Origin of the sequence: Paenibacillus xylaniclasticus, assembly GCF_004001065.1 — a bacterium.
GTDB classification, from domain to species: Bacteria; Bacillota; Bacilli; order Paenibacillales; family Paenibacillaceae; genus Paenibacillus_T; species Paenibacillus_T xylaniclasticus.
Genome location: NZ_BIML01000027.1, coordinates 1 through 24649 on the forward strand (window position 1 = coordinate 1; position 24649 = coordinate 24649).

The 24649-nt window shown below is 50.4% G+C and carries 19 protein-coding genes; 3 read left to right on the forward strand and 16 right to left on the reverse strand.

Annotation, left to right across the window (positions count from 1 at the left end):
- Positions 1-3092: SdrD B-like domain-containing protein (locus tag PXY01_RS18420; protein ID WP_281277895.1), on the reverse strand; the 3092-nt coding region annotated here is incomplete at its 3' end.
- Positions 3093-4238: 1146 nt separating this feature from the next.
- On the opposite strand from PXY01_RS18420, the gene PXY01_RS18425 reads away from it, so the two are divergent.
- Positions 4239-7571 carry an NHL domain-containing protein gene (locus PXY01_RS18425; protein ID WP_164744483.1) on the forward strand — a complete coding sequence of 1111 codons (3333 nt, stop codon included), beginning with the start codon at positions 4239-4241 and terminating at the stop codon, positions 7569-7571.
- A 126-nt stretch (positions 7572-7697) separates the two neighbouring features.
- On the opposite strand, the gene greA is transcribed toward PXY01_RS18425, so the two are convergent.
- From greA to PXY01_RS18455, 6 genes are all read right to left on the reverse strand, one after another.
- Positions 7698-8174, reverse strand: coding sequence for a transcription elongation factor GreA (gene greA / locus PXY01_RS18430; RefSeq protein WP_127571977.1), 477 nt, complete (start codon positions 8172-8174; stop codon positions 7698-7700).
- A gap of 219 nt (positions 8175-8393) precedes the next feature.
- Positions 8394-8588: a DUF1653 domain-containing protein gene (locus PXY01_RS18435; protein WP_127571979.1), complete on the reverse strand. Its 195-nt coding sequence runs from the start codon at positions 8586-8588 to the stop codon at positions 8394-8396.
- Positions 8589-8603: 15 nt separating this feature from the next.
- Entirely contained in the window at positions 8604-8975 is a 372-nt protein-coding gene (locus PXY01_RS18440) for a hypothetical protein (protein ID WP_127571981.1), read from the reverse strand.
- The gene (gene dcd, locus PXY01_RS18445; protein ID WP_127571983.1) at positions 8972-9661 is read right to left on the reverse strand and encodes a dCTP deaminase; all 690 of its coding nucleotides are present in this window, start codon (positions 9659-9661) and stop codon (positions 8972-8974) included. Before dcd ends, PXY01_RS18440 begins: the two co-directional genes overlap by 4 nt.
- A gap of 169 nt (positions 9662-9830) precedes the next feature.
- A complete protein-coding gene (gene rlmH / locus PXY01_RS18450; RefSeq protein ID WP_127571985.1) occupies positions 9831-10310 on the reverse strand; it encodes a 23S rRNA (pseudouridine(1915)-N(3))-methyltransferase RlmH in 480 nt (159 codons plus the stop codon).
- Between the two features lie 3 nt (positions 10311-10313).
- Positions 10314-10481, reverse strand: a complete 168-nt coding sequence (locus PXY01_RS18455) for a CxxH/CxxC protein (RefSeq protein ID WP_127571987.1) — start codon at positions 10479-10481, stop codon at positions 10314-10316.
- Positions 10482-10810: 329 nt separating this feature from the next.
- Here PXY01_RS18455 and PXY01_RS18460 point away from each other — a divergent pair, with 329 nt between their 5' ends.
- Positions 10811-12502, forward strand: coding sequence for a methyl-accepting chemotaxis protein (locus PXY01_RS18460; protein WP_127571989.1), 1692 nt, complete (start codon positions 10811-10813; stop codon positions 12500-12502).
- A 132-nt stretch (positions 12503-12634) separates the two neighbouring features.
- Here PXY01_RS18460 and PXY01_RS18465 read toward each other — a convergent pair whose 3' ends face one another.
- Positions 12635-13966, reverse strand: a complete 1332-nt coding sequence (locus tag PXY01_RS18465) for a S1C family serine protease (protein ID WP_127571991.1) — start codon at positions 13964-13966, stop codon at positions 12635-12637.
- A 135-nt stretch (positions 13967-14101) separates the two neighbouring features.
- On the opposite strand from PXY01_RS18465, the gene PXY01_RS18470 reads away from it, so the two are divergent.
- Positions 14102-14323 (forward strand): hypothetical protein, encoded by a 222-nt coding sequence (locus tag PXY01_RS18470; RefSeq protein ID WP_127571993.1) that lies wholly within the window; start codon positions 14102-14104, stop codon positions 14321-14323.
- Here the strand turns inward: PXY01_RS18470 and PXY01_RS18475 are convergent.
- The 8 genes from PXY01_RS18475 to PXY01_RS18510 form a co-directional block, all read right to left on the reverse strand.
- Positions 14292-15098, reverse strand: a complete 807-nt coding sequence (locus PXY01_RS18475) for an MBL fold metallo-hydrolase (protein WP_127571994.1) — start codon at positions 15096-15098, stop codon at positions 14292-14294. The genes PXY01_RS18470 and PXY01_RS18475 overlap by 32 nt on opposite strands.
- Positions 15099-15192: 94 nt before the next feature.
- Entirely contained in the window at positions 15193-15957 is a 765-nt protein-coding gene (gene yycI / locus PXY01_RS18480; protein ID WP_127571996.1) for a two-component system regulatory protein YycI, read from the reverse strand.
- A 47-nt stretch (positions 15958-16004) separates the two neighbouring features.
- Complete coding sequence (locus PXY01_RS18485) at positions 16005-17573, reverse strand: YycH family regulatory protein (RefSeq protein ID WP_127571998.1); 1569 nt, start codon at positions 17571-17573, stop codon at positions 16005-16007.
- A complete protein-coding gene (walK, locus tag PXY01_RS18490; protein ID WP_127572000.1) occupies positions 17566-19389 on the reverse strand; it encodes a cell wall metabolism sensor histidine kinase WalK in 1824 nt (607 codons plus the stop codon). Before walK ends, PXY01_RS18485 begins: the two co-directional genes overlap by 8 nt.
- The gene (yycF, locus tag PXY01_RS18495) at positions 19386-20162 is read right to left on the reverse strand and encodes a response regulator YycF (protein WP_127572008.1); all 777 of its coding nucleotides are present in this window, start codon (positions 20160-20162) and stop codon (positions 19386-19388) included. The genes walK and yycF overlap by 4 nt, the downstream gene beginning before the upstream one ends.
- Before the next feature lie 184 nt (positions 20163-20346).
- Positions 20347-21921, reverse strand: a complete 1575-nt coding sequence (locus tag PXY01_RS18500; RefSeq protein WP_127572002.1) for a M23 family metallopeptidase — start codon at positions 21919-21921, stop codon at positions 20347-20349.
- A 152-nt stretch (positions 21922-22073) separates the two neighbouring features.
- Positions 22074-22844 (reverse strand): hypothetical protein, encoded by a 771-nt coding sequence (locus tag PXY01_RS18505; protein WP_127572004.1) that lies wholly within the window; start codon positions 22842-22844, stop codon positions 22074-22076.
- Between the two features lie 184 nt (positions 22845-23028).
- A complete protein-coding gene (locus PXY01_RS18510) occupies positions 23029-24315 on the reverse strand; it encodes an adenylosuccinate synthase (RefSeq protein WP_127572006.1) in 1287 nt (428 codons plus the stop codon).
- Positions 24316-24649: the final 334 nt, after the last annotated feature.

Consider the following 24649-nt stretch of genomic DNA (forward strand, 5'->3'; position numbering starts at 1 on the left):
ATCTTGCTGTTATCCGTATTCGTTACAATAACGTAGTAATATGTTGTTCCTGCTGCAGTGGTCGGCGGCACATAGCTGGCGCTTGTTGCTCCCGCAATCTCCGTCCCGCCTGTCGCACTATTCGTCGTGTTGAAATACCATTGGTAGCTCAGCGACACTCCACCGCTGGCTCCTACGGTCAGGTTCACATTGTCTCCCACGTTGACGGTTCGATCGATAGGCTGCGTATCGATGCTTGGCACTTCCGCATTGATGGCAAGAACCATGCCTGCATCAATCGCGAGGTTCTCCTCCCCTGGGGCCAACGAGAACACCGCTGTCTTCCCGGTTGCCGGATTGACATCGGAATCTATCGTCGGATCAGCGCCTGCATGTTGCTCTGTAAACCTGTATTGCATTGACGGCAGTGCAAATGTCACCTGATATTGACCTGGGTCGAGATTTGGGAATAGATACGAGCCTGGATTACCCCCGAAATCATTAGAAGTAACCGTAGTCGCCAGCTTGCTGCCGCTTACGTCGTACAGCTCGACTGTAACACCATTTATCCCTGTCTCCGTTCCGTTTATAACCCCATTCTCGTCCGAATCCAGCCAAACGTAATCTCCGATCGAAGCCTTATTCGAGCTCTGAATACTCATCCCGACCTTAAGAGGCTCTGACGGCAGCAGCGCTTGCCCCGATGCATCATTAACCTTATAAGCAAAAGAATTCCAAGCAACCTTGCCGCCGGTTGGTGCCCCGACTGGCGCTCTCATCGCCCACTCCAAAGTAACCTTATCCAGCGGATGGATCACATAGTTACTATCATATTGCAACTTAATCGCGGTTACCGATGTAGGGTCAGCAGGAAGAATCTCCGTCCAGGCGCCGTTATCACTACCCGTAGCTGGATTCATCGTAATGCCTGGTGTCGTTGAGTAATATACCGTCACATAAGATGGTACCGTGACCGGTCCCATGAGCACGGGCCCCCACTTACTATCACGCTGGACACTGCCATTAAGAACAGCAGTATCGCCAATCCGCGGAAACGGATTTACGATGGTGAGAGCCCTCATCGGGACATTGCCAGTATTTTGAATTTCCAATCGATACAACGCTTGGCCGCCGGGAGTCGTTGTTCCCATCATCTCTAACCAGTCCGCATCCAGCTCTCCCTTCACCCACATCTTAGATTGGAGGGCAGTACTCGAAGTCACGGTCAAGCTGCTCGCAGCTTCAACAGCATATAGCCCACCCACGGGCGTTGGATTCGTGTAGTTCACGTCATTCAAGTAATTCGGCGATTGTACACCGAATGTATTCGTTACAGTCTGGGCTGCTGCTCCCGGTTTGATCTCCGCTGTATACATGATGCGTATCGTTTCCCCTATATTCAATACTCCCGGGTTACTATCATCCCAGCTCCAAGTCAATTTTGTTCCGCCTGAGGGCTGGGACTCTGTAGTGAATATTGGATCAATGACAATGCCTGCCGGTCTGACAATGGACCACGATCCCGGCACGTATTCCAGATCGGCCGGCAATATCGTATAGATGATGGGGTTATTCAACTTGTCAGAGCTGAGATCAGCGTCATTCGTAACCGATAAGGTATAAGTCACGATATCCGAAGGAGCTGCACTTGCTTGACTAACGCTGTTCTGCAGTTCCAGCAGCGGACGATTATTTACAATGGACGTCTCGCTATTATCAGAGCTGGTCTTTGGGTTTCCGACAAAAGAATATATAAAATCTGCCGACGAACGGATAATCTCTCTTGTATTCGCAGGCACAGGAGTCGCGGAATCAAGCTTATATGTAAACTCAAAATCACTCTCTTGCCTCCACGTTATTGGTAAGTTTCCGAATCTAGCCTGAATACCTTTGATCTCACCGATTGCTGTCGCGTCAAAAGCTGTGGCAGCGGATGCACTCGGTCTGCTCCACAGCATCCAATCACCCGCAGCAGGGTTTTCCACGAGCGTATAGTACAAATCATAATCCCAAATACCTGAGAAGATGGCTGATTTGATCGTTTGCAGCTCCAATCGGACCGGCGTCCCCGATTCCGTAAGAGTTGGTGTCATAATTTCCAATAGACCATCACCCAACTCTACGTTTGATTTGTTGGATAAGCTAGAGAGGTACAGTTTTATCGATTGACCAGGTGATATTTCTTGTTCATTGGTATCGAGATTTAACGAGGTACCTAAATCGAGAGGCGATAGCCCGAAGCCATGCTTGTAATCGTAACTATTTGTAGCGGGCGTTCCGCCAAGAGGTGTTGACGTCATCTCTGCAGTTGTTGTCACTTCATTCTCTAGCATGGAATTAGGATAATGGACGGTAACCTTGAGTGTCTTCTCTTCCCGAAGGCCGTTATTTAAACCCCACACTACGGTATTGTCCGGACCTAATGTTCCACCATTGTCGGCTGAAATGAATACTGCTCCATTATCTAATTTCGCTGTAACGACAATATCTTGAATATCTAGTAATCCAAGCCCGTTACCAGTATCGGGTTTCACAACTATTTTATACTGCACATCGCTGCCCTTAACAGGTTCTACAATTGGAGCGGCTTTCTCTATATTAATGTTCCAAACCGCAGAGCCTTTAGAATACACCGTCGCCTCATTGGATTCCAGTGTAACAGGGGTTCCGTTTTCAGTTGCTGTAAATACGGCTTTCGTGGTTGCCGCAGTGCTATTAGGCGTAACGTAATTCTCAAACTTTCCTTTTACTACAAGTTGGCCGGTTGCACCTGCAGGTACAGTCCCATTTTTAAATTGAAATGTGACCTCCTTTTGTCCCGGATAGATTGAATCGGTAACATTACTCGTCGTATTCGGATCGCCCATTGTATCCGTGTACGTTACACCTGCCGGCAAAGTCAATGAAATACTCGGGTTTATATAGTCGCTGGTATTTGATGAGGCAGAATAGGCAATGATGTAGCTGAATTCTTCGCCTGAATCAACGACGTCCTTGTTCGTAGATAATACCAAGATAATCCCATTCACAGGTGCTGCGAAAGATCTAGCGCCTGGAGCGAAGGCTTGTGCACATACGATTAAGGCTAGTAATAAAACGGCTAACTTCTTCAAATCGGTTCCTCCCATACTGTGGACTGAATTTTATATCTCCATTCGAACTCTTATCGAAAAAGCGTCAAGTAATGGCCCAACGCTATAATCCTTTTTCACTAAGGCAGCTTTAAGTAAGAGTGCTTAAATATATATCGGAGAACGAGAGCGAAATAATAATATAAGTCGTTAGGGACACTGCCCCAAACCTTTCATAATTCGGCGCGCCATGCCAGGAGATAATCTAGAATTCAAGTGCAAAAGCTTTGTTTTTCCAATGACTGCAAGCTAAAATTAAAACGGCCTCAATCCCATTGAATTCAGGACCAAGACCGCTTAGCCGTGCATTGGCTTAATACATGAGCCGATAATCCGTTTAACGTATAGCTTTGTTGTAACAACGGATCATCTCGCCATCCCCGCTCTGGTAAGTCATTTAAGTTAATGCCTTCATCATTGGTTCCGGTTATATAGCAAATTGTAATGTCTACGCCATCCTTACGAACATCAGACCGCCTCCCACGAAACGGTTCTCTTACAGGAGTCTGTTCATAACCAGCCTCGGCAAGAGCGCATTCTAACTGTTCTCACGCTTCGCAAGCCGGGTCCCTTCACTCAGCAAAGACCTCGTCGCACCCCCAAATTGCCGAGCATAATAACGGTAGGACGCAGGATGCCGATATGCAACAAAGCCAGAACCAAAGCAACATTGGAATACACGGTGGAGCCCTCAAATGGATTCAGCGGATTCCAATGGGACGTTGCTCCGAAATCCACAACGCTAACTGCATGAACGTCTGCCCCACATTCCCAAAAATCAAAATCGCGGCAACCCAACCTGCCGGCGCCCCCGACACTCCAGAGTAGAGCAAGAAGCAACTAATGAGCAACGACGACGCCAATACGACCTTCCCGAAAAACTCCATACCGACGCCCTCCCTTTACTCCAAAATATATAATTTGCGATGACTACCTGAAGCTTGCCGTCGGATTGCATAGTGTCGATAAATTACTCTACGCAAGTTTCGCTTGCTGCAAATTGTTATCCATAATATGTAAATAATAATTGATAAAATGTCGAAATATGTCGGAATTGGTTTGTTAAAGTATGGTTAAATCTCGATAAATGCAGTAAGATTCAAGCAAATACATATGGGAGCTGACATAATGGGACACCGATCATGGAAGACAAGAGCATTTTTGATTTTTATAGTGTTGTTATTGCTTGTACCCGGCATTACGCCAAAGGCTGCTTTGGCGGCTTCCAATCCGTACAGCACAAAAGCGGTGGCTGGAAATGGTTCTATCGGCGGCGGCGGGGACGGCGGACCTGCCTTGGAAGCTCAGCTGAGCGAGCCTGCGGGACTTTGGCTGGATGAGGCAAGCGGTGCTATGTATATTGCCGACGCATATAATCACCGTATCCGGAAAGTCGATGCCGACGGCATGATCAGCACGGTTGCCGGGACAGGCGTCGCGGGCTTTTCCGGAGATGGAGGCTCTGCACTTTCCGCGCAGCTGTCTGAACCGACAGATGTCCTGATGGACGGCGGCGGCAATCTATACATTGCGGACACCATGAATAACCGCATCCGCAAGGTGGATACGAGCGGAAATATTAGCACGGTGGCGGGTACAGCAGGCATAGGGTATAACGGCGACGAAAAGCCGGCGACAGAAGCCCAGCTGAACATGCCAACCGGGCTGGCTATGGATGCCGCCGGAAACCTGTTGATCGCTGATTCGGGCAACTCGCGTGTTCGGATGGTCAACACCGCTGGTGTGATCAGCACTATTGCTGGAACAGATACTCCCGGTTATTCCGGAGACGGCGGATTGGCAACGAACGCGAAGCTCAACCAACCGTTCCATTTGGCAGTGGACCATGACGGCTTGCTGTATATCCTGGATGTTGGGAATCAGAATGCTCGCCGAATTGATTCGAACGGGAACATCAGCACGCTGCGAGGCAAAAATCCGAATATGCCGACCATGCCGGCTCAGCTGCTGGATATCAACGTTCCTCAAGGCATTGCGGTCGACCGGCAAGGCAACGTATATGTTGCGGACTCCTTGAATTTTAATATTCGTAAGTTGGACAGCGAGGGATTCGTCCATACGATCAAAACAGAGTCGTACGCATACGGGCTGAAAGTCGGCAGCGACGGTGCGATCTATTACGCAGATAGAGCTTGGCATAATCAAATTTTTCGAACGAAGCTTCTTTCGAGCGACGCCGGGTTGACGAGTGTTGCTGGCAAGACGGACGCGGCGCCGAGCGGAGGCGCTGGCAGTGCGCCGGGCGATGCGGTGGCGTGGTCGGTTCTCGTTCCGAATGAGACGAGCACGATCGGGTTAGCTGATATCGTCCCAGGGGATTCCGCCTCGGTGAAGCTATACACGGATGCAAACTTCACTGCTGCAGTGACGGGGAACGGAACGATTCCGTTGAACGAAGGCGCGGCGACAGGCGTCTATGTGAAGGTGACCTCGGAGGATGGATCTGCCGTGAAGTATTATGCGGTGTCGGTGACGCGCGCTTTGGCTGTGAGCAATGATGCTGGGTTGACGAGCGTCGCTGGAGAAGTTGACGGGGCGCCCGGCGGCGGCAACGGCGCGTCGGCAGACGAAGCGATTACGTGGGCGGTGAATGTGTCGGACAGCCTCTCCTCCGTAGGATTGGCGGATATTGTTCCGGCAGCGGAAGCCTCTGTGAAGCTGTATACGGGCAGTGACTTTACGGACAAAGCTAACGGTGTCGTGGAATTGACGCCAGGCGAGACAACAACACTCTATATCGTAGTTACAGCTCAGGATGGGATGACGAATGCCTTTTACGCTGTAGCTGTGTATCGGCCTGCGCCGCTGAGCAACGATGCGGGCTTGGTCAGCGTTGCGGGGAAGACACCAGCTTCTGCTCCGGGCGGCAGTGGCGACGCTGCGGGCGACCCGATTATTTGGTCGGTAAATGTTCCGTTCAGCCAAGCTTCGATCGGACTCGCGGATATCGCTGTTGCTTCGGGTGCCTCCTTCAAGCTGTATACCGACAGTATGTTTAGCGAAGAAGTCACTGGTGCTGAGACTATCGCGCTGACGGAAGCCGAGGCGACGGTGGCGTATGTAGCGGTGATGGCCGAGGACGAAGCGACCGTGAAATATTATGCAGTAACTGTGAACCGTACTGCTGCACCGAAGGACGACAACAATGATACACCTCAAACACCGGCTCAGCCGCAATCACCTGCTTCCAATGCGATAGAAGTGTATGTGAACGGCAAACCGGAGCGAATCGGAACGGCGACGACCACGACCGTCGATGACCGCAAGGTGTCAACAGTGGCATTGGATGGGAAGCAGCTATCGGATAAGTTGGCCGCAGAAGGCCACGGCGCATCAGTGCGAATGGTCTCGAGCACTGCTTCGGATGTCGTCGTCGCGAGGCTGACGAGCAACGACTTAAGTAAGGTAAGAGAATACGACGCAACCCTGGAATTGAAGACGGGGAATGCTTCTTACACGCTTCCTTCTCAGGAACTTGATCCAAGCAAGCTGGCCGCCTCACTCGGGATCGATTCTGACCTGACGGACATGGAGATCGAGATCGAAATTGCAGAAAGCGGTGTGGCCAAGGCGAAGCTGGCGGAGGACGCCGCGGGGAAAGAAGGCTTCTCGCTCGTTGTCCCGCCGATCGACTTCACGGTGAAGATCGCAGCCCAAGGCAAAACTTATGAGATTAAGCGTTTCTCCGCTTATGTGGAACGGACGATAACACTGCCTGAAGGTATCAATCCGAGCAAAATTACGACTGGACTCGTCGTCGAGCCGAACGGCACGGTCCGACATGTCCCTACACGTGTCGAGTTGATCGACGGTGTGTATGTTGCGAAAATCAACAGCTTGACGAACAGTACGTATGCGCTCGTCTGGAACCCGATGACATTCCCGGATGTGGAGGGACATTGGGCGAAAGAGGCGGTGAACGAAATGGGTTCGCGGATGGTTGTTCTCGGCACAGATGAGAAGTCGTTCCGTCCGGACGCGGACGTCACGCGCGCAGAGTTCGCCGCGATCGTCGTTCGGGCGTTGGGCCTGAAACTCGGCGACGGCTCCAATCCGTTCCACGATGTCGACGCGAGCGACTGGTATGACAGCGCGGTTCGGACGGCGTTCTCCTATGGATTGATTGCCGGCTTCGAAGACGGCACGTTCCGTCCTAACGACAATATTACGCGCGAACAAGCGATGACGATTATCGCCAAGGCGATTGCAGTCAGCGGGCTGAAAGGTAAGCTGAAAGGGCAAGCGGCGGACACAACACTCGCCCGATTCGCAGATGCTGCTTCGGTTGCTCCATGGGCCCGGAACAGCGTGTCCGAAACGGTTGCCGCAGGCATTGTGGAAGGACGCAATGGTGCGACCTTGGATCCTGCAGCGAAGATCTCTCGGGCTGAAGTCGCCGTCATCGTGTGGAAGCTGCTCGTGAAATCGGAATTGATCTAATTCGAGAAAGAAAATACAGCGAAGACCGCTGGCGGAGATGCCAGCGGTCTTCAGTGTTTTCAGCGGCGTTTCGGCAATTAGCGGAGCTGTGGGCCATCTCAGCCTTTAAAATCTGGGATACCCATTTCAAATTTTGATTTCAAGCAGCTCATATTGAAGGTTACCCATTGGCGCTTCTACGTTAATGATATCCCCTACTTTTTTGCCCAAAAGAGCCTTTCCGAGTGGGCTTTCGTAAGAAATTTTGTTCTCTGCTACATTGGCTTCAGCCGGGCCGACAATGCGATATTCGATCCTCTCGGCGAATTCAAGATCATTCAAGATCACATAAGATCCTACGCTGACTACATTCAAGTCCACACTGTCCGCGCTCACGACTCGTGCCCGCTTTAAGATCCGCTCCAGGGTCAAAATTCGGGTTTCCATGTGCGCCTGATCATCCTTGGCAGAATGGTACTCACTGTTTTCTTTAAGATCGCCATAGCTGATCGCCACTTTCAACCGCTCCGCTAACTCCTTACGCTTGACCGTCTTAAGCTCGCGGAGCTCTTCCTCAATCTGCTTCAGGCCTTCTTCCGTCAATATCACTTCATCTTTATCCATGGTTTCAGTCCTCATTTCCTTTAGTCTGTACCATTTTACCCTATTTCGAAACGCAATAGCTCGTATAGTATTGGATATTCGGAAGGATCTTCGCAACTAAAATTTCGCTCTACTTATGATACGGTTCACCGTAATGTATCTAAAGGAGAAACGTATCATTAGATAATTCGTAAGTGTTTATATATCAAAGAACCTCATCCTGTGTATTAGGATGAGGTTCTACAGAGGTATTTGTTTAAATCTTGGTACTGTAACACCATTAATTACTACATTTTCAAAGAACATATCGTATGGTCTAGCATATGTTTCATCTTTCTGGTTTTTATATATTACAAGTTTTTCCCCAGTTTCTGAATGTGTAGCAATGAATAGCACTTCATAAATGCCACCTTTGTAGTGCTGATACATTGTCATTAATAACCACCAACTTCATCTGAACTCTTCTTCATCGCCTTGGAAAGTAATAAAAACTTGGATGCTTAATAACACTACAGAAAGAATTGTCACAAAAATCCAGGCTTCTTCATTTACAGCATATGCTATAGATGGTGTCATTACTATTGTTAATCCTAAACTTAAAAGCTTGAAATTACGTCTTCTTTTACTTGCAGGTGACCCTTTAGTAACCTCAGCAACGAATGCTTGAAGAATTTTTTCGACCTCTTCATCAATAGATTTTGACACCAAACCCAATAATCTATTTTTTTCCTCAATAGATGTTGTTTCATACCTATCTTCCAAATAATTTTTTAATGTTAGTTCTCCTTGATGCCTACGAAGTATCTCTCTGAGATTAATCAACTAGGATCACCAAGCTTTTCTCTTAGCTCATCAGCAATTTTACTAGCTGATTTTTTCATCATTTCCACCAAATGATTTCCAAGTTCTCTTGCGGTATCACTTGATACATTTGTAATACCCTTTGACACTAAGAATTCCTGTATTTCATTATCTAAGTGAAGCTTAGAAATACTTACATCAACAGAGCCCATATATTTAGCATCTTGTTTGCCATAAGGCTTATCTGACTCTGATGTTAATTGAGCAACTGCTAATTGGGTAAATTTAATTCCAGGAAGTAAACGGATAGGAACAGAAGAGTGATTTACTGCTAAGAAACTTAATTTACCTTGATATCCAGGATTCATATAACTAGCAGGACTAATCATAAGACCTGTTAGCTTTACACTGTATCGTTCGGGAATAATAGCTAGTTTGTCTACTGGAACTTTAAAGTATTCATGCGATTTAATAAGTACAGATTCTGATGGTTGTAAATAAAAGTCTTCTTTTGATATATCAACTTCTATGTACATATCCTCAGTTATTTCTTTACCAAGTACAATTGGTTCTCCAGATATATACTTTTTAATCTTAGTATCTAACGTAAGATCAATAGTAGCTCCAGCACAGTTTTCAGGTTTAAATGGAGTCACTAATTGAAACTCCATCGCTAAGTTTTTGAGATCTCTGTCGCTCAAAAACATATCCCTCACCAGCCTTTAAATTAATAATCTTATTATGTGCTAGCAGTTGACATTTTGCAACTATTATAATAAGATATTCCCTTCGGTTTGTTAGAAGTTAAGAAAATCTAATAATTTAAAAGTCTCCTGCGGGTTTAGCTGCTACATCCTTTGTTAAAGGGCTACTCCTTTACTTATGATACGGTTCCCCCCGATTAATCTTCACCGCCCGGTACACCTGCTCGATCAGCACCAGCCGCATGAGCTGGTGCGGCAGCGTCATGCGCCCGAAGCTTAGCTTCTGCTGGGCGCGGCGCAGCACGGCCGGGGATAGGCCGGTGCTGCCGCCAATGACAAAAGCCACGTGGCTCTTGCCATACGTGGCTAACTTGTCGAGCTGCGCGGCCAGGTCCTCGCTCGACCACAGTTCGCCGTCAAGCGCGAGCGCAATGACGTGCGCATCGGGCTTAATCTGCGCGAGCAGCCGCTCGCCCTCGCGTTCGCGCACCTGGGCTTCCTCGGCCGGACTCATCGTCTCCGGCGCCTTCTCGTCCGGCACCTCCGTCAGCTGCAGCTTGACGTAAGGGCCGAGCCGCTTCGCGTACTCGGCAATGCCCGCCACAAGATACTTCTCCTTCAGCTTCCCAACGGTTGCGATCTGAATCAGCATCGGCTACACCACCAGAAACTCAGCAGGCTCTTCACACATATCGCATTGACGCGGCGGGTCCCAGTTAGAAAACTCCGTATCCTTCAGGTTAACCATATCCGGCGCATCCTCAAATTCATCCACAAATTTATCAATTGCTAATTCTACATGTTGTTTGCATACACAGAACATTGTCGTCCATTACCCCGTTTTCTTCTTGAGTCGTTATTGGTTATTATACCAAATGCCTCATCTCCATAACTACCTTCCCGTTTACAAAATATTTCCGCTCCAATACCCCGCCCATACATTGACCAAAACCATTTCTTACTGCATGCATATATTTAATCCAGAATTATACACTTTTTAATTATTATCTCTACACTGTGTGTAAAAATTCACTTTATCCGTGTATAAATTTTTACTTAATTTCCATCGTTAATTATTGACTACCTAATAAACTAGCGTAAAAATCAAGAATAAGGAAAACATATGTATCTTTCATCTTGGGAGGTATTACTGTGAAGATTAAGTACAAGCTGGTGATTGCATGCCTCAGCGTTGCTTTACTTATGACGCTAATGATTATTATGAATTCCGTGAGCAACGAGCAAAAAAAGGATTCTACCTTAAAAATGCTGCAGGAGGCTGACTATCTGAACGATCTCCGTATGCTTCAGTACAGCTTAGCCGACCTCTCAAATGATGAACGTGCGTATCTGCTTAATGGCGACGAAGGCTTCCGAGAAAAAATGAGCAGCAAGAGCGCTGATATCTCGGACATCCTCACTCGCATAAATTCCTACCCATTCCTTGATGAAAGAGACCAATCCGTGCTGTATCAAATTAACGCTAAGCTAGATACCTACAATACTGTTAGTGCCAAGGTAATCAAGTTGGTCGACAGCGGCAACAAACAAAGCGCCATTGCTGAGCATTTCGGCGATGAGCGCACCGCTCGCATGCAGCTGGATCTCATCGTCCGTGACGCGGCTGACAAGCTTGATCATGAAATGTCAGAAGAGCAGCAAGCATACATAGCCTCTATAGAAAACCAAGAACGTACTCTTCTCGCCATATCTATTAGTGCCATTGTCGTTATCTTAATCATCAGTATTCTACTCATTACCTCGGTTGTGAGACCTATCCTCAACATCAACCGGCAGCTTGAAGCAATAGCCGAAGGCAACGGCGACTTAAGCCGCGAACTTAACATCCGCTCGAAAGATGAGATCGGTCAACTCGCACGTGCATTTAATAAGATGACCGCCAAGCTTCGTGTTATTCTGTCTCAAGCAATGAACACGGCCGAGCAGGTCGCCTCCTCATCTTCGCAGCTGAGTGCAAGCGCAGAACAAACGACGCGGGCAACCGAGCATATCGTCGAGGCGACACAGAACACATTTGCCAGTGTCGAGATCGCCCAGCGATATACAGAAGAAACGAATCAGGCAGTCAATAGCATGGCTGCGGGCATCGAGCAGCTATCAAGCAGCAACGAGCAATTGCGCGTTAGCGCTAACTTTGCGAGAACGGCTTCTACAACCGGAGCCGAAGCCGCGAACGCTGTGCTTCAATCGATGGGAGACATGCATGCAAACGTCCAGCAAACGACTTCCATCGTCTTATCGCTTGGCAACCGTTCCCAGCAAATTGACAGCATTACTAACATCATTACCGACATCGCAACCCGCACCAACCTGCTCGCGCTCAACGCCTCAATTGAAGCATCTCGCGTTGGTGAGCATGGCCGAGGCTTTGCCGTCGTCGCGCAAGAAATTCGTACACTGGCCGAGCAGTCCCGCCAATCCGCACAGCAGATTGGTGAGCTGATTCAAGAGGTCGTTCGAGAGACCGGGCAGGCCGTTGCTTCGATGAGCACCGTCGCAGATCAGACACAGCAAGGACTTCTAAAGACCGAGAAGCTAAACGACTTATTCCTTGAGATTGGAACACATGCCGTTACTGTAGACGAGCAAGCGGTGCAAGCCGCTGCCACTACGAGCCAATTGGCCGCCTCAAGCAAAGATATCGTACAGATGACCGCCACTATCTCTGAAGCAGGGTTCGTAGTGGCAACGTCCTGTCAGAATAATTCGGCTTCCACGGAAGAGCAGCTGGCGGCAATGCAGGAGATTTCCTCATATTCCGAAACGCTCGCACGTGCAGCCGGCGAGCTTCGAGAGACGCTTTCCCGCTTCAAGCTGCAATAGTATATATCCAACAGGCGCCGCCCGAGTTCCTTGCTCCGGCGGCGTTTCCGTATTCACCCACCAGCTGACACACCCGGCGAACGACTAAATACAAAGAGCGAACCACCTAGGCGGTCCGCCCTCTCCTAACAACTATTCATCGTCCTTACTTTTCAGGCTCAGCTTCACTTTCACCGTCATCAGTTCCCCATCACGGTAGAACGTAATTTCGATCGTATCGCCGATTTCTTTATGATTATACAAATATTTACGAAGCTCCATCGTGCTGCCGATCGGCGTCTTATCGAACTTGACGATCAGGTCATTGAACTGCAGTCCTGCTTCCTTCGCCGGACCGACCGCCTCCAAGACGATAACACCGTCCTCCACTCCTTCAGGAAGAATCAAGCCAACGTCGCTATCCTCGTCTTCCGAATTAGCTTCATCGTCTTCCCCCGAAGACTGCCCCTGCCTTGTTAACGCTTGCTGTGCAAGATATTGATCCAAGTCGAACGTATAGACGCCCAGGTAAGGACGCTTCACTACACCGAAATCGATCAAGCTGTCGATAATCGGACGTGCATTGTTAATCGGAATAGCGAAGCCAACACCTTCAACACCGAAATCAGCAATTTTCATACTGTTGATGCCGACGACATTACCATCCAGATCGATGAGCGGACCGCCGCTATTACCCTGGTTAATCGAGGCATCAATCTGAATAACCTCTTGCTCCCAGTCGTAGTTGCCGTCCTGGTTCAGCGATACCGGAATAATGCGCGTTGTCTTGCTAATAATGCCCATGGAGAGTGAATCATCCAGTCCAAGCGGGCTGCCGATCGCCATGACCCATTCGCCGTTGCGCAGCTTGCTCGAATTACCGAAGGTTGCGACATCCTTGATGCCCTCGCCATCGACCTGCAGCACGGCCAGATCGGTAATCGGATCATCGCCAATGACCTCCGCTATCCGTGCGCTGCCGTCAATCATCGCAACCTTCACGCGCTCCGCATTTGCAATGACATGGGCGTTCGTCACGATCAGCGCCTTGCCATCCTTCTTCTCAAAAATAACACCTGAGCCTATTCCCGCATCCTGCAAATCTTCATCGCTTACGACGCCACCTTCATCATCAATCGGCCCGTATTGCTCATTAATAACGCTGACGACCGTTGGTCTAACCTTAGCCGCCGCTGTAATCGTCCGCTCATAAGGGTCCGCCGTCTGTGTCTGCGTAGGCGCCACAGAAGCGGATGCCGCCAAATTCTCTGTCTTGCTTCCACCGCCGTTGAAATGAGATACCGCTCCAAATAACAGCACAACTCCTGCGACGCTAATTGCCGATGACAATACGGCAACCCGAATGCGCGACCAGGCAGACCGGCTTCTCAGCACCGTCGGCCGGTTACCCGTATCCTCTTGTACCCAGCGGCTCTTCCGACGGGACACTCGACTCGAATAGAAATCGTCATCGAATAGGCTCATATCTATCTCTCCTCTCAATGCCGTACCAGACATTAAGAATATATTTATGGTTATAGGAATGTTTTCGGCAAATGCGACTACAATAATAATAGACTACTAGATGAAAAGATAGATAATTAAGGAGTGAATGCCATTATGAGCAAAAAACCTTCTCCCGCCTGGGATTTCATCCAACTGGCCGGTTCCATTGCTGACCTAAAGCGCGACCACTACCGTACCCTGCTGACCGTAAGCGTACTCATTGAGCTTCTCATCGACCGCGGTATCATAACTCGCGAAGAGCTCGAGCAGCGCACCGCATCGCTAGATGAAGAGCTAGAATCGCTTATCGACGCTTCACTTCGTCCCATGGGGTAGGGCGGTCGTAATACGTATCACGCAGTGGATTCTCATCCCTTTTAAAGAATATGCCGTTGTTCTCGAAAATACTATTAATCGTTAGCTTAGCCAGATCCATTACATTATGATCCTGACTCAGATGCGCAAGATATACCCGCTTCGTTCGATCCGTCATCAGCTCGCACAACGCTTCGCCCGCCGCCACGTTGGACAAGTGTCCGACGTCGCTTAGGATGCGCCGTTTAATATTCCATGGGTAACGCCCCATCCGAAGCATCTCTGTATCGTGATTCGATTCTAGGACGAGCACGTCCGAATCGATAATTGCCTGTCTCACTTTATCGCTCACATAACCAAGGTCCGTCGCCAGACTCAGCTTGTAGCCGTCCTCCGTAAACGTATAGCCGACGGGCTCCTCCGCATCGTGCGAGATCGGATAAGACGTCACATGCATATTGCCCAGTGAAATCGTCTCACCGGTCTGCATAATCGTCCGCTTCTCTGGCGCGATTGTCCCGATATGCTTCTCCATCGCGCCCCAAGTCGCCTCATTGGCATATACAGCGATATTATATTTTCGGGCTATAGCGCCCAGTCCTTTAATATGATCGGAATGCTCATGCGTCACGAACAGGGCGTCAATCTGATGTCCCGACACCCCGCGCTCCGCCATCAGCTGATCGATCCGCTTCGCGCTAAGACCTGCATCTACGAGCACGGTATGCTCATCGTTCTGCACGATTGTTGCGTTGCCAGTCGATCCGCTTGATAGATTGGTAAATCGTAATCCCATAACAGCCTTTCGTCCCTTCTCCCTGCTTGCTTGCGAGCACAACCATTCTCGTCAATGCCAGTAACCCGCACTCATCGCATCGTCAATTATACCTCTAAGGATGAGTGCTTACCGCTTCATCATCACTCTTCTCTTGCACAACCTCAGCGCTTATCGCATGTACATAGAACGGTTTCCCGCTCTCCAGCATAACCCTCCAGGATGGAGCCGCATATTGCGTCTCAGAATCGAACAGCTGTCCATGATAACCAAGCGATATTTCCTTAATGACTGAGCCTTCCTCCAAATATTTATCGATGAGCGGCATTACCGCTTTCGAAGCGGACAGCACCTCTCGTGCCTCTGACTCCGACCTCTCCAGCTCGACCTGTGACTGGCTGTACGCCGTAATCTTCTGATTCTGATTGCTGTAGTACAGCTCCAGCTTCACGTCGAACATCGGCCGTCCGTTCGCCATCCGATACAGGACGAATACCCCATCCGTACTGGACAGCTGATCGAACCGGTACAGCTTCAGATCTGGTATAATGCCGCCCAGCTGATCCAGCAGCTCCTTCTCATCGAATACAATCCGGCTGTCGACCGGCTTCTTCAGCTCGATTCGTTCTGCCGCTCCACCCGGCGTCTTGAACCGGTAGGTTAAGTCACGCAGCTTCGGTGTCTCCGTCGGAATGCTGGCCGTCGCAGCCAGACTGATGCCTCGCTCCTTCATTATGCGAAGCGTATCAGCGCCCAAATCGCCCAGCTTCTGATCCGCGTTCAACCGTTCGCTGACATTCTGCCACAGCTGGTAACCTAGCACCACATTCAGCACGAGAAATGCTAATATGAGCACGCTCTTCGCGCGGCTCCAATCCATGCGCACTCACCCCCGTCCGGACGCGAAGGAGCCGCGCCCGTGACTTGTTACTGCACTTGATTTCGTTGGCTGGCGAACGACATTATGCCGTTAACCGACGGCATACTCGAACCGCTCGTCTTATTCTCTGCGGAATCCCCTGTTATTCCAATTTCGTTGAACCCGCCAACCGCCTGTCCGATGCCGTTGCCTGCTGCTTCATTCTTCGCATCGACTGAGCCTTTCTGCTGCTGTTGCTTATGCTGATTTTGCTGCTTCCGTTTATTAACCTCATCCTGCCAAGCACGTCGTTCAGCCGAGCCATCATAGTCGTCCGACATCGGACCAGCTACAATCTTCTGTGTCCCATCTGCATAACGTGCCGCCCATACCGGAGCGAGCCGCAGCTGGGAATCCTTCGTCGATGGAATCACCTGCACGGCCGGATAAAGCGCCACAATCTCGCTTTGGCGATCCATATTGTCCAGCGCCGAACGCAGCCTATTGCCGCCTGGCAGCCAACGGGTCGATTTCGATACGGCATCATCTTTCAGCGTCATAAGCGACCGTTCGTATTCCGTCACGACACCTTGCTGAAGCAGGAGCCGCATATAGCCGAACTTGTACAGATCATCCGAGACAATCGGATAAGCACCGTAGTATTGCTGGAACAATACCGTCCGGCTCTCCTCACCGGCAACATCAGCTGACGGCTTCATCGGCACATATCGGTTCAAGCCGTCCCATCCGCCATGCTCATTAATGAACTGCATCGACGCCAGCACGTTGTCAGTCGTATTGTTCTCTGTCGTCTGCGGAGCGGCAGGGTTCGTATAGCTGACCCAATTGCCATTTTGCTCAATCTGAAGACCCCGTTTGCCGTCTGTAATGATTTCCGCGCCGCTAAGCGTCTTCATGGCAAGCGTCGTGCCCGGATCAAAGAATAGGCTGCGCTGCATCTGCTCCGGCGTATACGTATCATAGCCAACGACCGCTTCCACCGCTTCGATCGGAAATTCAGGCACGAACACATTGCCGACCGCCTTATAAGGCGTCCCGTATTCACCGAAGCCGACATACTCCTCAACATCGTGCGCCGTTAGATCTGTACGCGCCGCCTCATATACCGCACGCCCATCGCTGCTGAACAAGTACGCATGCACAAGGCCGGTATCCTCGTCGGAATAGATCCAGACCCGCTCAATCTGATCCCCCATAAACCGAAGGTCGCCCTCCAGCTTCATAAGCTTTTCGAGCAGTGCAACCGGAACGCCCCCGCCGAACCGAAGCTCCACGCCCCGCTTCTTCTCCCTGATCTGGTGCCAGTCATAGCCGTTAACCGGATAGCGAGTAAACCCTTTGAAGCCGACCGTTTGAAGCTTATTAAACACAAGATCATAAAAATTAGACGGCGGATAAAGCACCGTGTGATTCTGGTTCCCTAAATGCAGCACAATCGAATCTGGGAAAATAACATTTTCAATCTGCTGCGCCGGTCCCATCGGCTCCGTGTTCACATAATCGATCTCCGTCCGGACCGCCTTCAGCCCCGGCATGCTATAAGCAAGCCAGTAGCTTTGAAGAAGGCTAAGTACGATCAGGACGGTTAGAATCGCCGTCTTCAATCGCTCAATCATGTAGACTTGCCTCCTTCGCCGGCAGTACGAACGTTACAGTCGTGCCAACGTTCAGCTCCGACTCCAGCGAGATCGTTCCGCCATGTGCCCGAACAATTTCCCGGGCAATAGACAGACCGAGCCCGGTGCCGCCCATGCTGCGAGAACGCGCTTTATCAACCCGATAGAACCGATCGAATATTCGGCCCAAGTCCTTCTTCGGTATACCAATGCCCGCATCCTTGACGCTCACCGCTACCATATGGGGATCGGGCTTGCAGGCCGTTAATACAATCCGCCCGCCGCCTTGCGTATATTTGATCGCATTGGATAGCAAATTATCGAGCACTTGGTCAATGCCGTCACGGTCAATCCATACCGTGTTAACCCCATCCTCAATAATAACCTCCGACTCAATGCCTTTCTGATTCATTTGGAATGCGAACCGGTCCGCCGCTTCCTCTAGCAGCTCCGGCAAGCTCGTATAAGTGCGCCGCAGCGGAGCTTGATTCGAATCGAATCTCGACAGATGCAGCAGATCCGTTACAAGCCGAATCATCCGCTCGGTCTCATTACGAATGACATTGACGAACCGCTCAGCAAGCTGACGCTCTTCAAGCGCGCCATCGTCAAGTGCTTCGGCGTAGCTCTTAATCGTCGTGAGCGGCGTTCGCAGCTCATGCGAGACGTTCGCGACGAACTCACGGCGCGACTGCTCCAGCTTCTCCTGCTCCGTCACGTCCTCCAGAATAGCAATCGTACTCGTCGTCCCTGTGTCCCGGCGATGCACCGGCGTGAACGTCACGCGAAGCAGCCACTCGCCTTCCTCCGTCTCCTTGCGCAGCAGCTTAGAGCCACCCTCCAGCTGGAGCCCCGTTATTTCCTCTGGCGGCAGCTCGAGCAGCTCGGACAACCTGCTGCCTACGCACTCACGCACGTCTAACAGCTCCTGCGCCCGGCGGTTCGATACGATCACATAACCGCTCTGGTCAGTTGCAACGACGCCGTCACTCATATTCGCCAGCACCGATGCAAGCTTGTCCCGCTCCTCTTCGTTAACCGACAGAGCTTCACTCAGCCGGCTCGTCATATCATTGAACGCCTCGCTAAGCCGCCCGATCTCGTCATCACCGAGCACAGGCACCTGCTGATCGAACCGCCCCTCTGCTACCGCTGCAGCCGAACGTGTCAGCACCTTGATCGGACTCGTAATCGTGTGCGCCAGCAGGATACCAAGTACCCCCGTCAACCCCAGAGCAATAAGCGTTCCGGAGACGAAAATTCGATTCACCCGATCCATCGTCGCATACAGATCATTCATTGAAGCAACGATATACACAGCGCCGACGACACGCCCGCCTTCATAGGTGACGGGCTGGGCAATAATTTTTTTGCGGATATTATCCTCGTCGATAATTTCCTCTTCGTTGTCCCGAATCGATTGCAAAGCGCGGGTTACAAGCAGCGACGGATTTTTCTTGCCGACGATTGATTGGTTAGACGCCACGGACGTTGCAATAACTTTCCCGCTGCTGTCCAGCACTTGAATTTCCGCCTCACTAATGCTGAACAGGTTACGAACGACGTTGCTGATCCCCTCAGCCGAATCTGACGGTTCACCTTCGGGCTCTACCGTCCGGCCGGCCAGCATCGGCGCTGCCATCTCCGATAGCAGATTCGCCTGATCCTTCAAGTTGCTGGTGAAGCTCTCCGTGAGCGAATTTTTTACCGTACTGATAAAATAAACGCCGATCAACTGCATCGCAATCAGAATGAGCAGCACGTAGATAATGATCAGCTTGACTTGAACCGTTCGAAACAGCCGGATGCCGCTCATAGGAATCCGAAGCCGCCGCTCTTAGGATTTTTCATCATATAGCCAAGCCCGCGTCTAGTCAAAATATATTCCGGGCGGCTAGGATCATCCTCGATCTTCTCCCGAATACGCCGCACCGTCACATCGACCGTCCGCACGTCACCGAAATATTCGAATCCCCATACCGCCTGAAGCAAATGCTCCCGCGTCATCACCTTGCCGCTATTACGCGCAAGATAATAGACCAACTCATACTCGCGATGAGTCAGATCAAGCGGCTCGTTATCTTTGTAAATGACATACATATCGGTATCAATAAACAAATTAAAAATTTGCAGCCCATTCTTGCTATGGCCCACTTCGCTTGCCCCAACCGTCGCCGCTGCATCGGCGGCCGCGGTCTGTGCCTCTTGCACCGCTTCGGTTGCCTTCTTCTGTCTGCGCAAATGCGCCTTCACCCTAGCCAGCAATTCACGCGTGCTGAACGGCTTCGTAACATAATCGTCAGCGCCAAGCTCCAGGCCAAGCACCTTGTCCAGCTCCGTATCCTTAGCCGTCAGCATAATAATCGGCATATGCAGATTGGCACGCACCTCGCGGCACACGTCCATTCCGTCCTTCACCGGCAGCATCAGATCGAGCAGCATCAGATCGGGACGCTCCTCATAAGCGAGCCTTACCGCCTCGCCGCCATCGAAGGCACAGATGACCTCATAGCCTTCCTTCTCCAGATTGAATTTCAGAATATCTGCAATCGGCTGCTCATCGTCTACGACTAATATTTTGCCGTGCACGGCTTCACCGCCCGCCCGTAGTATTGTCACATACACTTTCGTACTTATTTTAACATACACACCATAGCCGTCCCACCGAAAACTCTAATATACGGAACAAAGATTGCTGCCAATTCCACCCCCGTTAACCTAAAAAGCACCGCCTGCCGGCTAGTAACCAGCAAACGATGCTTGTCTCTTACGTTTATAAATATTTCATCGGGTTCTGAGGAACACCGTTCTTCTGAATCTCAAAATGTAAATGAGTGCCGGTCGAGCGTCCAGTGCTGCCCATTATTCCGAGCTTTTCACCCTTCTCGACAGTTTGACCTTCTTTCACCGAGATCGATTTCATGTGGCCATATAACGTCTTGTATCCGTTCTTATGATCAATAATAACGACGTTGCCATAGCCGTTCTTAACGCCCGCGAACTCGACGACACCATTATCTGACGCCTTAATCGTGCTGCTGCCGACAAGATCGAGACCTTCGTGCTGCTTGCCCCATCGTTTGCCGAAGCTGCTCGTCATCGTATGATTGCTTACTGGCCATGCGAAGCTGCCAGAGCCTTCACCGAGAACAACCTTAGTGCCTTTGACAATAATCTTCGGCGTCCCCTTCTTCAGCACCTCATAACCGATTAATTCTTCACTAATGAGATAGCCATTATCCTTCGTAAGACGATAGGTCAGCCGCTTCTGCCCGCCACTGCCCTGTTGAATGACCTTCGATTCGCCCTTACGCATACTGTCGCTCGTGCGAATGACAACCTGCGGATCGGTGTTAACGATCTCAGACACGCTCTCGACTGTGCGTACCGTTACGGCCGGCTTCTGAACCGTCAGATCGAGCACATCACCGATCTTAATGAAGTCATCATTAATCCACGGGTTGTTCTGATAGATGACTTGCTTCGGAATATCAAACTTCTGCGCAATACAGCCGACACAGTCGCCTTCCTTAACCGTATACTTCATCGTCTCCGTATTGCCAGTAACGATCTTCTTGTACAACGTCTTCTCATCCATCACCTTCGATGGATCCACCTCAACAGCGGATGTTGTCACCTTCTCGACGATATCCGCTTTCTTCACCTTACGCTGCGTTCCTGTATTATCGTCATTCGACGAGACGTTCTTGGCGGATGTGCTGTCTGACGAATACGAGAGCGTCGTTACTTCCTCTGATCGCTTCGATGCCAGTTCTGGGGCGAATTTATTCTTCACACGCTGCATAATTTTATCCGCCGTTTCACGGTCCTTCACAATACCGACGACCTCGCCGTCTATCTTCACCTCTACGCCTGTGGCGTAAGCGGTGAGCATGCCGCTTAGCTTGTCCAGCGTCGCGTCCGTCTCCGGCTTCGCTTTATAGCCGCTGGCCGGCTCATAAGATACTTTGCTCGTATCGAGCACCATATTCACGTCCGGGTGTTCCTGCTTCACTTCATCGGCTTTGGCAAGCAGCATATTCTCTACCGTCTCCGGCTTGTCTACCGAGCCAACTAACTGCCCATCCATCAATACATTATAATAATCAACCGTGTTGGCTTTAACGTATTGTTTCCCACCTATTCCTGCAATAATGCCGATTAAGCCGACAACGGCAACAATTATCGCAGCTCTACGAAATCGATTCTTGCCCGCTTCGCCCGTCGGACGGACAAAGTGCGCCACTGCACTCCATGCTGCGGATGCATAATTCCGGACAGGCCGGAGCGTCCGGAGCACAGCTTGCCACTTGGTGCGCTTCGGATTGTTGTCCTTGCTAACGGTCATGACAATCTCCTTCTCTTCCCTCTCATCTCGACATAGATGGATATAATTGTAATTAAACACAAAAAAAGCGTATCATTCAATAGGAATGTTTACGCTCTTTACTTTACCATAGTAAAAAAGTTGGAAGCAAATTATTCGGTTCGACAAAATCATTAATATTTTTTCAGAATGCTCATAAAGGTACGATACTGATCTTCACTTAAATATTGTGCAACAATTTGCTGGACGTTCGACACTTCCTCTTCTGTCAGTCCACTCTCCATATACTCTGATATAGACTGCCACGCCTGCTGTGGAAGCTTGGTCGCTAGCAAATCGAACAACTCGTCCCTATCTGCGTCGGTTAATATTCCAGACGTTCCGCTTATTTCTTCCGCCGCCGCTTCAGCAGCGCCGGCCTCTGCCTTCGGACCTGTTCCGCTTCCTTCCCCTGTAATAACGCTTTCCTCTTCACGGCCGAAAGCATCAGCAGCGGCCGGATCACTCATCGCATCCACCTTTGAGGCATCAGCATTGTCTGTCCTAGTCGTTCCAGCCGCCCTACTGTCCGCCCCACCAGCCGAGCCTTCTAGGCTTCCGCCATCATCAACTGGTCCCGAAGCCTCGCCATTGCCATCGCCTGACAGGCTATCTGCTTCTCCAGCACTCTCTACCGAAGAACTGCTGCTCGAACCGCTGCTGGTGCCCTGCCCGCCTTGCTTTACCTCCGCAACGCTCGTCCCCTGCTTAACTGGATCTGCTCCCCACAGCTTGCCCCATACGCCGGACAATGCAAATGGCTGCACCTCCAGCGGAAGATTATACTGCTTCAGAAGCGTTTCTAAGTAGCTGTTCACAATATAGCCCGTCGTCCAGATCGATAGAAAGCTCGCAATTAACCCGACCGCAATGGCGCGGCCAACCCAGCCGAACATTCTCCACATCGTATTTTCCTCCATCCCGCTTCCTGCCTCATACCAGCGGAATTCTCAGCTATCTCTATTTCCCAGTATGGGCAGCCGGAAGAAAAGGTATAACCTCGTGAACCAAAATAGACAGAAGGATTGCGGAATGACCAGATGAACGAAAAAAGGCAACCGAAGCCGAAGCCTCGATTGCCTCTCTATTCTACAAGTAAACTGGACGAACTAGGTTCGTCTGCTCGCGATTGCGGCCGACCGAGAAGATCGCAATCGGAATGCCCGTCAGCTCGGAGATACGTTCCACATAACGGCGCGTATTCTCTGGCAGATCCTCAAGCGTCTTCGCGTTCGATATATCTTCGCTCCAGCCTGGAAGCTCCTCATACACAGCTTCGCACTCCGATACTTGCTTCAAGCTAGCCGGATAGTGCTCAATGATTTCGCCGCGATATTTGTATGCGACACAAATCCTAACCGTCTCAAGACCGGACAGAACGTCCAGCGAGTTGAGCGACAGACCGGTAATACCACTGACGCGGCGAGCATGGCGAACAACAACCGTGTCGAACCAGCCTACGCGGCGAGGACGGCCCGTTACCGTGCCATATTCATGACCGCGATCGCGAATCCATGCGCCCGTCTCATTGTCCTGCTCCGTAGGGAACGGACCGTCACCGACGCGAGTCGTATATGCTTTCGCTACGCCGATAACCTGCTGAATCTTCGAAGGACCAACACCAGAGCCGATGCAGACGCCGCCTGCCGTCGGATTCGATGACGTTACATACGGATACGTGCCTTGGTCGATGTCGAGCATTACGCCTTGTGCGCCTTCGAACAATACTTTGCGATTCGCATCGATAGCGTCGTTCAGGACGACCGATGTATCCGTTACGTATGGGCGAAGCGCCTCTGCGTATTGAAGATACTCCGCAATAATCGCTTCAGCATCAAGCGGCTCGCCGCCATACACCTGCGCGATGACTTGGTTCTTCTCTTCAACCAAACGGCGTGCCTTCTGCGTGAATTCCTCCGCATCCATCAGGTCAGCAATGCGAATACCATTACGTGCCGCTTTGTCCATATATGCAGGACCGATACCCTTGCGCGTCGTACCGATCTTGTTATCGCCTTTGCGCTCTTCTTCCAGACCGTCGAGCACGAGATGATACGGCATAATTACGTGAGCGCGGTCGCTAATTTTCAAATTATTCGTTTTGAAGCCATTCTCATGGATATAATTAATTTCGTCGATCAGAGCTGATGGATTGATAACCATACCATTGCCGATGACGCAAATTTTATTCTCATTGAAGATACCCGAAGGAACCATCGTCAATTTATATTTCTTGTTGCCGATCATGATCGTATGACCCGCATTGTTACCGCCTTGGTAACGGGCTACGACGTCGGCGCCTTCCGCCAAATAGTCGGTAATCTTGCCTTTCCCTTCGTCTCCCCACTGCGTTCCGACAACAACAACCGTAGACATGATCATACCCCCGCCCGATGCAGAACCTTGCACCGATAATGATTGCCATCTTAAGCCACGCCGCCGAACTCCGATTCCCGTAGGCATGAGCGCCGTGCGGGCAAGGGGAATCCGACCGCCATCGCAATGAAGGCAGCATGAATAGTGTATCAGTCCCTAAAACATAAGTCAATCAAAACGCGAACAATTGAACAGTCGCCTATTCGAACGTTCGGAATTGGTCCATATATCACGCTCGTGTGCCTGCATCTGTTTTATTATTTGCAATGATCCTGATTTTCATTAAGTAAAATAAACATGGACGGCTAAGGTCGGCTCTCTCGTCGTAACGACA

Coding starts and splice junctions, on each gene's coding strand:
- yycI (WP_127571996.1), bottom strand. CDS start 15,957: ATGGATTGGAGCCGCGCGAAGAGCGTGCTCATATTAGCATTTCTCGTG.
- PXY01_RS18505 (WP_127572004.1), bottom strand. CDS start 22,844: ATGTGGAGAATGTTCGGCTGGGTTGGCCGCGCCATTGCGGTCGGGTTA.
- PXY01_RS18455 (WP_127571987.1), bottom strand. CDS start 10,481: ATGTTCTGTGTATGCAAACAACATGTAGAATTAGCAATTGATAAATTT.
- dcd (WP_127571983.1), bottom strand. CDS start 9,661: ATGTTTTTGAGCGACAGAGATCTCAAAAACTTAGCGATGGAGTTTCAA.
- PXY01_RS18500 (WP_127572002.1), bottom strand. CDS start 21,921: ATGACCGTTAGCAAGGACAACAATCCGAAGCGCACCAAGTGGCAAGCT.
- PXY01_RS18435 (WP_127571979.1), bottom strand. CDS start 8,588: ATGACAATGTATCAGCACTACAAAGGTGGCATTTATGAAGTGCTATTC.
- PXY01_RS18465 (WP_127571991.1), bottom strand. CDS start 13,966: ATGAGCCTATTCGATGACGATTTCTATTCGAGTCGAGTGTCCCGTCGG.
- rlmH (WP_127571985.1), bottom strand. CDS start 10,310: ATGCTGATTCAGATCGCAACCGTTGGGAAGCTGAAGGAGAAGTATCTT.
- walK (WP_127572000.1), bottom strand. CDS start 19,389: ATGAGCGGCATCCGGCTGTTTCGAACGGTTCAAGTCAAGCTGATCATT.
- PXY01_RS18470 (WP_127571993.1), top strand. CDS start 14,102: ATGAGCAAAAAACCTTCTCCCGCCTGGGATTTCATCCAACTGGCCGGT.
- PXY01_RS18510 (WP_127572006.1), bottom strand. CDS start 24,315: ATGTCTACGGTTGTTGTTGTCGGAACGCAGTGGGGAGACGAAGGGAAA.
- PXY01_RS18475 (WP_127571994.1), bottom strand. CDS start 15,098: ATGGGATTACGATTTACCAATCTATCAAGCGGATCGACTGGCAACGCA.
- greA (WP_127571977.1), bottom strand. CDS start 8,174: ATGGATAAAGATGAAGTGATATTGACGGAAGAAGGCCTGAAGCAGATT.
- PXY01_RS18425 (WP_164744483.1), top strand. CDS start 4,239: ATGGGACACCGATCATGGAAGACAAGAGCATTTTTGATTTTTATAGTG.
- PXY01_RS18485 (WP_127571998.1), bottom strand. CDS start 17,573: ATGATTGAGCGATTGAAGACGGCGATTCTAACCGTCCTGATCGTACTT.